Origin of the sequence: Flavobacterium poyangense (genome assembly GCF_011751075.1) — a bacterium.
Taxonomy (GTDB): Bacteria; Bacteroidota; Bacteroidia; order Flavobacteriales; family Flavobacteriaceae; genus Flavobacterium; species Flavobacterium poyangense.
In genome coordinates, this window is sequence record NZ_JAALLN010000012.1 from 83,888 (window position 1) to 96,521 (window position 12,634).

A 12,634-nucleotide genomic window follows, 5' to 3' on the forward strand; every position below is an offset into this window, starting at 1 on the left:
AGTGTTGCCAAAAAATAAAAACATTAAAAAATTAGTGAAAATTAGTGTAATTGCTTCGTCTGTTCGCTATCGCTCGGGTCGTGGCAAAAAAAATGCGTTACAATTTTTATTGTAACGCATCTGAACTATAAGTTTAAAAATGTTATTTCTTGTAGAATGGCAATTTAACCACTTTTGCAGGAACATCATTTTTTCTGATTCTGATAAAGATATCGCTATCAACAGCACTATTGCTTACTGTTACATATCCTAAACCAATTCCTTTATTCATTGAAGGTGACATCGTTCCCGAAGTAACTACACCAATTACGGCACCTGTTGCGTCAACAATTTCGTAATCGTGTCTTGGTACCGCACGTTCCTGCATTTCAAAAGCAATTAGTTTTCTGGTAACGCCTTCTTCTTTTTGTTTTTTCAGGCTATCAGAATTTGTAAATTCTTTTGTGAATTTAGTGATCCATCCCAAACCTGCTTCTAATGGAGAAGTAGTATCGTTGATATCATTTCCGTACAAACAGAATCCCATCTCAAGACGTAAAGTATCACGAGCTGCAAGACCAATTGGCTTGATACCAAAAGGGGCACCGGCTTCAAAAACTTTGTTCCAGATGGCTTCTGCATCGGCATTTTTGCAATAAATTTCAAATCCACCTGAACCCGTGTAACCGGTAGCAGAAATGATTACGTCATTAAGACCTGCAAAATCAGCTACTTCAAAATGATAGTAAGCAATTGCAGATAAATCGATAGAAGACAAAGATTGCATGGCCTCAACCGCTTTTGGTCCCTGAATGGCCAATAGAGAATACTCATCTGAAAGATTTTTCATTTCAACACCCAAATCATTGTGTGATGAAATCCAATTCCAGTCTTTATCGATATTCGAAGCATTTACAACCAGTAAATACTCTTCTTCTTTCATTTTGTATACAATTAAATCGTCTACAATTCCGCCATCATTATTTGGCAAACAAGAATATTGTGCTCTTCCGATAGTTAAAGTTGAAGCATCATTTGATGTTACTTTTTGAATCAAAGCTAAAGCATTTGGTCCTGTAAGTAAGAACTCACCCATGTGTGAAACGTCAAAAACGCCCACACTGTTACGAACCGTTTCGTGTTCTGCATTGACCCCTTCGTATGTAATTGGCATATTATAGCCGGCAAATGGTAGCATTTTTGCTCCCAAACCTTCATGTATGTGCGTAAGCGCAGTATTTTTCATTGTGTTGTTTTATATAATTGAGTCGCAAATTTATTTAAAAAATATTAGAATAAAACAGTCTAAATTATAAAATCCTTAAAAGATTGATACTGATTTTGTGCTAGTCGTTATCTTTTTTATCTTATTTTAGATAAAATGCGAAATCTTTACTCAATTTTAATAATACCTAATTGAATACCTCAAAATGTATAATAAATGAAAAGTTTTTTGGTCTTATTAGTTTTGGATAGTGCTATTAGTAAGGAGGGAATGCCCGTTTGCCTACTAGTGTATGAGGGCATCCAGAATAATTCAAAACGTTATTGATGACTTTTTTTAGAAGAATAAACGGTATAAAAATATCAGATAACTCGTATTTTTCTTGTTTTTATCTTCAATAAGATGTAATATTGTATTTCCACGGGCTAACTGTCAGATTACCCGAATAGTTTTTCCTTTGTATAGCTTACAATTACTTAGTACTAAACAAATTGCGAAAAATATTCGATAAATAAACAATTGACTAGTAGTGTTTTAAGTGTCTATTTCGAATTTTTAGACAGTTACTTAAATTTTCCAAAAACAAAACTCCAATTTTAGATGTAAAGAGCTGATAGGCAGTGTTTTTTTATGCCTATTTCAGGTCTTTTTGTCATTTTTTTAAATTTTCTAAAAAAACAAAAACACAATTAATGAAAACAAAAGTATTATTTCTATTTGCTATTGCCTTTAGTTTTATCCAATTAACAGTACTGGCACAAGCTGTTCCCGCACAAGAGAAGATCAAGGCATTATCGCCGGTACCTGGTCTGTCTTCATTTAAAATTGATTATAGTTATTCTCCATTTAAAATTAATGACGAGAATGTAAATATACAGCAGGTTAATACAGCTCTTACATTGCCTTTATATAGTAAGTTGGAAAAAGGGAAGCTTGATTTTCTTGTGATTGGATTTGGGTATAGTGGTTTTTTCCTTTCCAATTCTTCCAGTTTGGCCGAGGGTAATTTTCATTCAGTTTCGGTCCCTTTAACTTTTCAAAAAGCATTCTCGCCCAAATACGCTCTAATCATCAGTTTCATACCAATGTTAGCATCTGATTTAAAAGTGATCAGCGCAGAGGATATGACCTATACTGCTGCCGCTATGTTAAAGATCAGAAGATCAGAAATGTTTTCGTATTCATTTGGCGCGGCCTTTTCCGGGCAATTCTTCGGAACAGTACTGTTACCTCTGGTCGGAATAGATTGGAGTCCGAATAAAAAATTAAATTTCTCGGGAACACTGCCGGTTTTTGCAAAAGTAAAATACAAGCTTTCGGAGAATGGGGTAGTCGGCATTGGCCATGAATACAGGTTGATTGGCGGTGCATATGGCCTATCGAACAAAATAAATCCGGCCTATTTTCAGGCTCAGCAATCTAAAGTGCAATTGTTCTATATTTATGCATTCACTAAAAATCTTTCGATAGAAGCAAATGCAGGATATAATTACATACAGAAGCTGGGTTACTATGACAAGAATCAAAAAGTAGATTTGATACCTTTCAGAGATATAGATAAAAGAACCCCTTTAGCTCTCTCTCAAAAAGCCAGTGTTGCAATTGGAGTAGGTCTCAATTATAAGTTTTGATAAAAATGCAACATCTATTTTGCAATGGCTGAACTGCATTTGCGTATTGACAACTTAATATATTTCTTCAAAATCTAATATTTCAATTCACCTAACTAAAATCAAATGGAACAAAATTCTAATCTTATAAACAACCAGATCACAAGAAAGAGGATTGGTAGTGTCATAATGGGTTTGAAATGTTTGTTTTAAAATAAAAAGCAAAGGGATTCCATAATAATAAACATTAAAACATCGTGCGCTTATTATTAAAGTGAATGCAAAGAATAAATAGAATTGTATTTTTTAGTAACAAGAAAATTCTTCGTATTCAATATTTTTTATAATTTTAGGTTTGTAAAATTTTCCATAATGAAAGTTCCGCTTCAGATAACCAAACAAGAAATCCTAAGCTTTTATAAACCTCTGAATCCTTTAACTCATAAAGGCATTCAGGGGCATGCTATAATTATTGGAGGAAGTTATGGGAAAATTGGTGCGGCGGTTTTGGCTTCAAAAGCTTGTTTAAAAGCGGGTTGTGGACTGGTAACGGCTTTTACTCCAAAATGTGGTTATCAGATTATGCAAATTAGTAATCCGGAAGTGATGGTCATAACAGATGAAAATGAAAATTGCATTACCAAAATTAATTTTTCGTTAGTACCACAAGCAATCGGAATTGGTCCCGGAGTCGGACAGGAGCAGAGTACACAAATGGCACTTTTCGAATTTTTAAAGACTAATAAAAGCCCTTTGGTTCTTGATGCTGATGCTTTAAATATCTTATCAAGAAATAAATCCTGGCTGGATCTTTTACCTGAAAACACTATTCTGACACCTCACCCGAAAGAACTCGAACGAATAGTAGGAAAGTGGAGCTCAGAGATTGATAAATTTGAAAAGACAATTGCTTTTTCGGAGTATTATAAAGTGATAATTGTAATGAAGGGGGCTCCTACTTTTATTATTAACCAAAATAAAATTTATCAAAATACAACTGGTAATGCCGCATTGGCTACTGCCGGAAGCGGGGATGTCTTAACAGGAATCATTACAAGCCTGTTAGCACAAGGCTATTTACCGGATCAAGCGGCAAGACTTGGTGTTTTTATTCATGGATTAACAGCAGATATTGGAGTGCAAAAAACAGGTTATCAGTCTTTTATTGCGTCAGACATTATAAGGAACTTAGGAAGAGCATTTATGTCTTTAGATTAGTTTTTTTGATGGCTGTGAAATGTGAAATGTGAGATGTAAAATGTGACATGATAACCTGAAAAGGCATATGATTTATTTAGCAGATTTTCTTGCCTTCAGACGAAGCGATAGAATTTAGATGAATTGTTACTATATTTCACTGATCCGGAGTAACGATATGTTTGTAAAAGGTAAGATGTCAATAAATTAAACAAAACTTATTGCTTTTCACATCTCACATCTCACAACCAACAACTTGAGTTAAATATTGCAATTTAAAGAGGTCGCAGACAAACTGATGAAGCAATTTTAAAAACTTGGAATTTTAAATTCGGAACGCTAAAATCAAAATTCGTAAGTTTGTATTCCAGTAAATACTGCTTATGGAAAACAATTTCGATCTTAGAACGGTAAATGTTACACGTTATATTACACCTTTGCGCGAAGGCGGTTCTTTACCCGCTTTGGCAGAAGCCGATGACGATTTTAAATATGTATTAAAATTTAAGGGCGCAGGGCATGGTGTAAAAGCCTTAATTGCCGAATTGGTTGGCGGTCAGATAGCGAAAGCTTTAAAATTGCAGCTTCCCGAACTGGTTTTCGCTCATCTTGACGAAGCATTTGGGAGAACAGAGGCTGACGAAGAAATTCAGGATCTGTTACAAGGAAGCCAAGGACTTAATCTGGCACTTCACTTCTTGTCGGGAGCCATTACTTTTGATCCCGTTGTGACTACTGTAGATGCTAAACTGGCTTCCCAAATCGTGTGGCTTGACGCTTATATCACCAATGTTGATCGTACTTTTAAAAACACCAATATGTTAATCTGGCATAAAGAACTATGGCTTATTGATCATGGTGCCTGTCTGTATTTTCATCATTCCTGGAACAATTGGGAACAACATGCTAAAAGTCCGTTTGCGCTGATAAAAGATCATGTTTTGTTGCCTCAGGCTTCTCTTTTGAAAGAAGTTGATGCTGAATTTAAAGCGCTTTTGACTCCTGAAATTCTGGAGGAAATTACCAATACAATTCCATTAGAATGGTTGCAATGGGAAGATACTGACGAAACTCCTGAAGCTTTGCGAAACGTGTATCTTCAGTTTCTGAAAACGAGATTAAATCATTCCGAGAACTTTGTAAACCAGGCCCAAAATGCAAGATAATCACTTATATGAGTATGCCGTAATTCGTGTGGTACCAAGAGTAGAACGCGAAGAATTCCTAAACATCGGAATCATTTTGTTTTGCAAAAAAGCCAAATTTATAAAAGTACTTTTTCATCTTAATAAAGAAAGAATACAAGCTCTTTCTGCGGATTTTGATATCGAACAGTTAGAATGTAATTTGACCTCATTAGAGAAAATTGTAAAAGGAGTCAAAGACGGTGGACCAATAGCCCAATTTGATATTCCTGAACGCTTTAGATGGTTAACAGCGATAAGAAGTTCGGCAATTCAAACCTCAAGACCGCATCCGGGCTTGTGTAGAGATTTAGAGAAGACTATTGAGAGATTGTTTGAGGAGTTAGTTCTTTAGAAGAAGGTGCAAAGGTACAGAGGTTCACAGTGATCAAGTTTTTTTCTGAAATAAAAGTAGTTTTGCCAAGTCACGGGATTAAAAATCTAATATCCCATACAGGCATTCATTGGAAAATTGAAGCGTTATATTTTCCTTTTTTTGATTTTCAATGAGCAATAAATCATAAGGTTTTAAGGCGTATGGCTTCTCATTGATTTTTAGAACTGTTGTATCTAAAGAAAATAAAAATACTATTTGAGCATTACAATCTTGGTCACCATTCGCTAATTTCAGTTTGTGATTACGTATTTTTTCAGAAACCATCCAGTTAAAATCCATGCCTTTTGTATAAGAAGTCACTTCGTCATCCGAACTAAATTCCATGATTTCATGCTTCTTATATACCTTATTTTCTTTATTCACCTCAATATCTAATAGGTTATCGAGCATCACCAAATAACGGTGATAGCCTTTAAATTTGGTGAATGCGGAAGGTTCTTGCTCTATTGTGGCACTGCTGATTCTGAATACAAAATCTCTATCGCTATAACTTGCGGTTTTCGGATATATCATATACTCATATGTCAATCCACTACTCCAAATTGAGGCTGTACTATTTTCTTTAGGTAAAAGATGTATGTTCATTTTTTATTATTAGGAATAAGAAATTATCGATGTTCTCTCTAAATTTTTTTCTCTAAAAATATAAATTCCAAAGGTTCTTCAGAAATTGTAACGTGAATTTCACTTTCCGGAAAAGCTTCTCTTTCGCCTGTGTCTATGTATCCATGGCGTTTGTACCAGGCAATTAATTCTTCACGTACTGAAATTACGGTCATAATAATTGAAGACAAGCCTAAAGACTTAGCATGATTTTCAGCTTCGGCCAACATCTTTTTGCCAATTCCGCTGTTTTGTAATTCAGGAGAGACGGTTAACATTCCTAAATACAATTGCTGTTCTTTTTTTACGAGTAAAACAGAGCCGATGATCCTATCGTTCTCTGTAAATTTCAGAATCGTATTTTTTGGATTGTTAATGATTTCCCCCAATTCGGATTCGTTGGTTCTTTTTCCTTCTAAAAGATTAGCTTCTGTTGTCCAGCCTTTTTTAGAGGATTCGCCTCTGTAAGCTGAATTGATTAGTAGGTTTAATGCAGGAATGTCTGCTATTGTTGCTTTTGTGATCATTGAGAATGGTACTAAATTTTAAAAGTCAAAGAGTCTGCAGCCTGGGCTGGAGAAACAAAAGTAAAAAATTTAGAAATGGCTTTAATCAGAAACGTGTTGATTTTGGCTAAAGTCTTGTTGACATTCATCTATTGACCTCCAACTAAAGTTGGAGACAATTGGAAAAGAAATATATAAGCTGTTGGCTAACATTGTTTTAAGTGGGATGAAGCGAAAACCGGATTTCGTTTAGTCGCAAAAAGGATTGAACAGCCTCTAAAAGTGGAATTATTTGCAAAATAAAAAAGTAAAAAACTTGAATTTTATGTAATGATTTTTAGTAATATAAGTTTTATGTTTGCGGCTGTTTAAAAACAACCATTGCCCTAATTTAAAATACCAAAAACATGAGATTTTTAAAATTACCATTTATTTTTCCATTTCTAATTTTATCGACTATTACTTCTTGTTCTTCTGATACAGATTCGCCTTCGACTCCTGATCCTGTGCTCCCTGAAGTCGTTAATCCTGCAAATGAAAAATTAGTTTCTGTTGTTTATCCGTTTAGCAGTAATATTCCTTACATGATGGATAAACAAGATTTTGAATATGATAATTTAAAAAGAATCAGCAAAATTGCACTTGGTGGTTTTGTACATGGGATAACCTATGTGAACCCGGATTTAATAGAGATTAATTTATTGGATGATCCTATTGAAGGAATAAAAATGCAATCAAAAAAAACAATCACTTTGAAAGATGGAAATGTTGTATTGATTGTTGATAGAAAATTTGATGTATATGCAGCTGCTAATGAAGTTCGCAATTCACAAACAGATTCTACACTATTTAGTTATACTAATAAATACCTTTCGAAGGTTCAGTTTTATCGCAAATCGGTTAACTGGGGAAATTCTTATAGTTTAAATAAACAAGTAGATTTTCAGCAGGTTAATGGAAATATTACTCAGGCCAAAATAACGGAAGTGAAGTCAGGAATAGGAACTGTGGTTAATTATACTCATGATGCCAGTCCATACATGAATATGGGGGATATGGTATATGAAACGCCTTTGTACTATGGTAGTGTTGAAGGGTTACATATTTTCTTTAAGGATAAACTAGGTAAAAATAATGTCAACAATATAACTAAAGCGGAATTATCATATGAGAAATCCTTACCGGGTTATTTTGCTTACAAAACGATTAATTTCAGTAGAAATGTTGATAAACATGGCAGGTTAACTGAAATTTTGTTGTCAGGAACAACGATTAAAGACATTAACGAAACTCCTGCAGGAAATTTCATTAATGAAAAAATGAGTTTTATTTACAAATAGAAACAGATACAAAAAATATATTTTTGAATGTAAGTCTTATATGTTTTGGTTTTCTAAAACGTATAAGACTTTTACTTTTGTAAAAATGATCTGATTTTGGCTAAAGCCTTGTTGCCATTCATCCATTAACCTCCAACTAAAGCTGGAGGCAATTGTAAATAATGAGAATTTTATTTATAATGCAGATAAAATTTATTGTTGAAAATCTCTTTCGGATCATATTTTCTTTTGAATCGAAAAAAAGCATCAGCTTGTGGATATGCTTTTCTCATTTTTTCTTTATCAATGTGTAATCGGTACGGCAGATAAAAAGTTCCCTTATTTTTTAAGGTGATATCAACTAAATCATTCGTTAAAGCCCTCATTTGATTTTCCTGTTGCTCTGTTTTTTTCTGATTGAATAAAAACACAAAGCCAAACACATTTTCTCCCGCATAATTCATGAAACTATCATTGTCTTTGTAAACACCACGAATTGTAATATTAATTAAATCAATATTTGATTTTTCTAAAATAGGTTTCATTTCTTTAAGGAACTGATTAAAATTTCTCTCCGGAATAAAATACTCCTGCAGAATATCTGTTGAATTTGGATCCTTATTTTCGATTAATGACACATGATCATTTAATAATTCGTTTCGGGAGAAAATTTCATTTCTTGTAACCCTATTCATTTCAGTTTCCAGATCCCAACGGAGTCTTTTACCATATTCACTGTTTACGGTACTTCTAAAGACCAATCGTTTGGTTTCCGCATTATTCTTATTTTGCTGTTGTAAGTGTAAAGGTTTGTCTTTTACTCTTTCGAAAAAGTTTAAAGTAGCATCCTCCAAAAAGTGTTTTTTAGAGATTCTTAATCTTCCAAAGACAAGCTCCACATTTGGATTCTCAGATACATATTTCTTATAATTTGAGACATAATTTTCTGCACTCAGCCGAACGTATTTAAACCGTAATGAGGAGTTAGTTACAACTTGAAGTTTTACATCCAGAATAATCCCGAAAAGACCATAACCGCCAATAACCAGTTTAAACAATTCCTGATTTTCGATTCTGCTACAGTTAAGGATTTTACCTTGATAATTCAGGAGTGTAAAAGAAACAATACTGGACGAAATAGGAGGAGAGTCCTTTTGCCAGCCATGGCCGTTGACACTCATAGAACCCCCAATCGAAAAAGAACTGAAGGCTTGCATTACCGCAATCGATCTGTCGTATTGATCTAAATATTCGATAGCATCCTGCCATAGTGCACCGGAACCAATAGTTAGAATATTAGTTGTCGAATCTAATTCCATATGTTTGTATGGAAGCATATTTATTTCAATCCCATCAGGGTAAATACTGTGTCCACCCATGCTGTGTTGTGCGCCGGCAACAGCAATTTTTAGATTATTCTGTTGCGCATACTTTAATATCTTTTGAAGTTGCCCTACTATTGAATCTTTATTATTAGGTACCTTAAGGATTGTATCGACTTTTGTTAGATTAAGCTTACTAGCATCGTTTGTATAACCTTGTGGAATTTCGGTTTTATGGTCGGTTTCATTCCATTTTGTTTTTAATACATGAATAATGGGAACCGATATGAAAATAACGGTTAATAGAATTAATAGTAAAAGATAGAAATGTTTTTTCTTCATTATTGAGCCTTTGGAAGTGTTTTTTTTAATATTTTACAAATTAAATTTAAGTTGGAAAGCGTGCTAGCGGGACGCTCGTGCTAGCGTGGCTTAAGCTTTATGGGCCAGATTTAATAAATTGAATTGCCTCCAACTTTAGTTGGAGGCAATTGAAAAAAGAAATTTAGAATCAGCTATTCAATTTAATATTTTGCAGCTTCTCCGGCCTTAGGCAATGATTGTTTTATGAATGTTCTGATATCTTCATTTGCGGTCTCTAAATCGGCTTTTCTTAAATACATCATATGACCGCTTCTATAACCTTTCCATGACATTCTATTAGTAAGTTTTCCACTTGGATCCAGTTGCCATAAATTGTATTTAGAATTAAAGTAGTCACAGGCACCGTCATAGTAGCCTGATTGCACCATTATGTGTAAATACGGATTTTGTGCCATGGCCTGTCTCAGGTTTTCGCCTGTTTTATTATTGGATTTGTCCCAAGGATGCACGGAACCAAACATATTGTATTTAAAGTCGGTTTTGTAATTGAGATTATTGCGTACATACATATTGATGGCAGGCGTAAACGAATGCAGCCAGGAAGTTAGCTCCGCATTAAAGTCAGGACTTTCACCGGAGGCTTTGCGGTCAATTCCTTTATATCTGGAATCAAGTCTTCCTACCGTATATCCTTTGTCTCTTAACAGTTCTTTCCAAAAATAATCAAGGGGAACGTCTAAGTTGTTTTCCAGTATAACTTTCTCCGAAATACCAGAATAGTGTGCCATTTTAGAGGCAATTTCTTTTCTTTTTTGTTCTTCCAAAAATCCTCCTTTGCTCATGGCAGGAAGAAGTTCGTTTATGGTAAAATTTTCAACCTCGGGTAGCATATCGGTTAAATCTTTGTTTTGCAGATCGGAAGTAAGCATTTTGTGATACCAGGCAGTAGCTGCAAAATAAGGTAATTTAAGAGCCGCATCAGAAACAACGCCACGAGTTATTCCCAAATCAGTTGGAGATACCAAAATCACTCCGTTAAGATACATCCATTGATTGTTTTGCAATTGAAGTGCTAATCCCGAAACGCGGGTAGTACCATAACTTTCGCCTATCAGGTATTTAGGGGAAGCCCAGCGATTAGAGCGGGTTACAAAACCATTGATCCAATCGGCCAAATATTTAATGTCGGCATTTACGCCAAAGAATTTTGTAGTGGGTATTTCTTTATTTACAGGTCTTGAATAAGCGGTATTGACAGGGTTTACAAAAACGATATCCGCAACATCCAGAATCGAATATGGATTTTCTTTTATCCCGTAAGGCTGCAAAGGGTATCCTTCATCATCAATATTCAACAAACTTGGTCCCGTGTAAGCAATCTGCATCCAAACCGAAGCAGAGCCCGGACCACCATTAAAGGAAATAACCAGAGGACGTGAAGCACGATCTTTTACGTCAGAACGCTCATAATAAGTGTAGAATAATCCGGCAATTGCTTTTCCGTCTTCGTCCCAGACGGGCATAGTACCTGTTGTTGCTTTATAAGGAACTTTCTGTCCTTTTATGGTAGTAATATGATTCGTGATAACTTGAGAATCGGGATTGAAAGTAAGATTAGCAACAGAACTTTCTTCTTTTGCAGGAGGCGTAGAAGAGGTTTTTGATTTTGATTCCTGAGCATAGGAAGTAAAAAAACTGACTAAGAGGAATGAGAGTATTGCTTTTTTCATAGAAATAGAGGGGGTGTTGTTTTGATGATGAAATTTCAATGGTTTAATTAAGTTGTTTTTATTATAGTTTTTAAAGATATAAAAAATTAGTCATCATCTTATTTTTAACTGATCCCTCTCGCAATTATTATCTCTATTCTGAACGATTAAGTTTGTTTACATCGAAATCAAAGTCAAATAAATCTTTTGCACTAATATTCAATGCTTTCATCAATTCGAGTAACGTCTCTAAAGTTAAATTAATCTCTCCCTTTTCAATTTTACTAATATAACTATGATCAAGATCACAATTTTGCGCAAGTTCCCTGTAGCTCAGCTTTTTTTTCTTTCTATTATCCTCTAAGTTTTTACCAAATAGTAATAAAAAACTATCTTTTATTTCTTCATTTATCATAATCAACATTTTTAAGCAATTTGGATATTACAAATAAGAAATTCGTGGTATTATAATACCACAAATGATTTTTTTTACTATATTTGAATTCAGCTTCTTCTAGTTTTAAAAGTTCGAGTTGTCCGCTTAGGGTTTGATTTCAAAATTTGAAATTTTTAAATGAATGCGATAATAAAAAAAACGCTCGCATTACTTAGATAGAATCGTTTATTCACAAAATATCAGTCCGATTGACTGCTTTATTTTTACGTAAATCTTTAATTATTATGGAAACGGTACAAGAAAAACAAGATTGGAGAATCGCATCAGAAATTGAATTGATTTACAAAACCAAAGTAAAACTCTCAGAGCGACCTAAGATTACTTCTTCGGGAGCAGCTTATAAACTGGCTTTAAAATCATGGGATCTAAATAAAATAGAGTTTATGGAGCAGTTTAAAATTCTTCTCCTTAACAAGTCAAATATAGTACTGGGGATTTATGAAATGTCTACAGGAGGCATAACGGGAACTGTTGTTGATCTTAGATTATTATTTTCAGCGGCACTCAAAGCAAATGCAACCGCTCTTATTATGGTACACAATCATCCGTCAGGAAAAACACTTCCTTCTACTATCGATAAACGAATTACTAAACTAGCTAAAGAAGCAGGTATTATTTTGGATATAGAAGTAGTAGATCATTTGATTATTTGTTCAGAAGGTTATTACTCTTTTGCGGATAATGGGCTTATTTAAGCAATTTGAGGGTTTTGGATAGGGGAGTAAATTTTTGAGTTTACGAACGTTTAGTTCAGGTTGAAAAAGATAAAGTTGAGTATTTATAAAAATTATTGAACGGGAAA

The 12,634-nt window shown here is 34.2% G+C and carries 12 protein-coding genes; 6 read left to right on the plus strand and 6 right to left on the minus strand.

The features are described 5' to 3' along the window. Window positions 1-142 precede the first annotated feature (142 nt). The gene (gcvT, locus tag G3A47_RS16965) at window positions 143-1,225 is read right to left on the minus strand and encodes a glycine cleavage system aminomethyltransferase GcvT (protein WP_166924513.1); all 1,083 of its coding nucleotides are present in this window, start codon (window positions 1,223-1,225) and stop codon (window positions 143-145) included. A 671-nt stretch (window positions 1,226-1,896) separates the two neighbouring features. Here gcvT and G3A47_RS16970 point away from each other — a divergent pair. The 4 genes from G3A47_RS16970 (at window position 1,897) to G3A47_RS16985 (ending at window position 5,550) form a co-directional block, all read left to right on the plus strand. Next, window positions 1,897-2,835, plus strand: a complete 939-nt coding sequence (locus G3A47_RS16970) for a DUF6268 family outer membrane beta-barrel protein (RefSeq protein WP_166924515.1) — start codon at window positions 1,897-1,899, stop codon at window positions 2,833-2,835. 351 nt (window positions 2,836-3,186) lie between these two features. Next, entirely contained in the window at window positions 3,187-4,032 is an 846-nt protein-coding gene (locus tag G3A47_RS16975; protein ID WP_166924517.1) for an NAD(P)H-hydrate dehydratase, read from the plus strand. A gap of 362 nt (window positions 4,033-4,394) precedes the next feature. Then, window positions 4,395-5,177: a HipA family kinase gene (locus tag G3A47_RS16980; protein ID WP_166924519.1), complete on the plus strand. Its 783-nt coding sequence runs from the start codon at window positions 4,395-4,397 to the stop codon at window positions 5,175-5,177. Further along, window positions 5,167-5,550, plus strand: a complete 384-nt coding sequence (locus tag G3A47_RS16985; protein WP_166924521.1) for a DUF3037 domain-containing protein — start codon at window positions 5,167-5,169, stop codon at window positions 5,548-5,550. Before G3A47_RS16980 ends, G3A47_RS16985 begins: the two co-directional genes overlap by 11 nt. Window positions 5,551-5,628: 78 nt before the next feature. Here the strand turns inward: G3A47_RS16985 and G3A47_RS16990 are convergent, their stop codons facing one another. Both G3A47_RS16990 and G3A47_RS16995 read right to left on the minus strand, forming a co-directional pair. Then, window positions 5,629-6,177 carry a HutD family protein gene (locus G3A47_RS16990; RefSeq protein WP_166924523.1) on the minus strand — a complete coding sequence of 183 codons (549 nt, stop codon included), beginning with the start codon at window positions 6,175-6,177 and terminating at the stop codon, window positions 5,629-5,631. A gap of 38 nt (window positions 6,178-6,215) precedes the next feature. Next, entirely contained in the window at window positions 6,216-6,722 is a 507-nt protein-coding gene (locus G3A47_RS16995; RefSeq protein WP_166924525.1) for a GNAT family N-acetyltransferase, read from the minus strand. Between the two features lie 386 nt (window positions 6,723-7,108). On the opposite strand from G3A47_RS16995, the gene G3A47_RS17000 reads away from it, so the two are divergent. Then, window positions 7,109-8,041 (plus strand): hypothetical protein, encoded by a 933-nt coding sequence (locus G3A47_RS17000; protein WP_166924527.1) that lies wholly within the window; start codon window positions 7,109-7,111, stop codon window positions 8,039-8,041. 170 nt (window positions 8,042-8,211) lie between these two features. Here the strand turns inward: G3A47_RS17000 and G3A47_RS17005 are convergent, their stop codons facing one another. The 3 genes from G3A47_RS17005 to G3A47_RS17015 all read right to left on the minus strand — a co-directional run bounded on the left by G3A47_RS17005 (window position 8,212) and on the right by G3A47_RS17015 (window position 11,790). Further along, window positions 8,212-9,684 carry an FAD-binding protein gene (locus tag G3A47_RS17005; protein ID WP_166924529.1) on the minus strand — a complete coding sequence of 491 codons (1,473 nt, stop codon included), beginning with the start codon at window positions 9,682-9,684 and terminating at the stop codon, window positions 8,212-8,214. A gap of 182 nt (window positions 9,685-9,866) precedes the next feature. Next, window positions 9,867-11,396 (minus strand): S10 family peptidase, encoded by a 1,530-nt coding sequence (locus tag G3A47_RS17010; RefSeq protein ID WP_166924531.1) that lies wholly within the window; start codon window positions 11,394-11,396, stop codon window positions 9,867-9,869. A gap of 133 nt (window positions 11,397-11,529) precedes the next feature. Then, a complete protein-coding gene (locus G3A47_RS17015) occupies window positions 11,530-11,790 on the minus strand; it encodes a helix-turn-helix domain-containing protein (RefSeq protein WP_166924533.1) in 261 nt (86 codons plus the stop codon). A gap of 266 nt (window positions 11,791-12,056) precedes the next feature. Between G3A47_RS17015 and G3A47_RS17020 the strand changes: the two genes are divergently transcribed. Then, window positions 12,057-12,527 carry a JAB domain-containing protein gene (locus G3A47_RS17020; protein WP_166924535.1) on the plus strand — a complete coding sequence of 157 codons (471 nt, stop codon included), beginning with the start codon at window positions 12,057-12,059 and terminating at the stop codon, window positions 12,525-12,527. The last annotated feature ends 107 nt before the right edge of the window (window positions 12,528-12,634 follow it).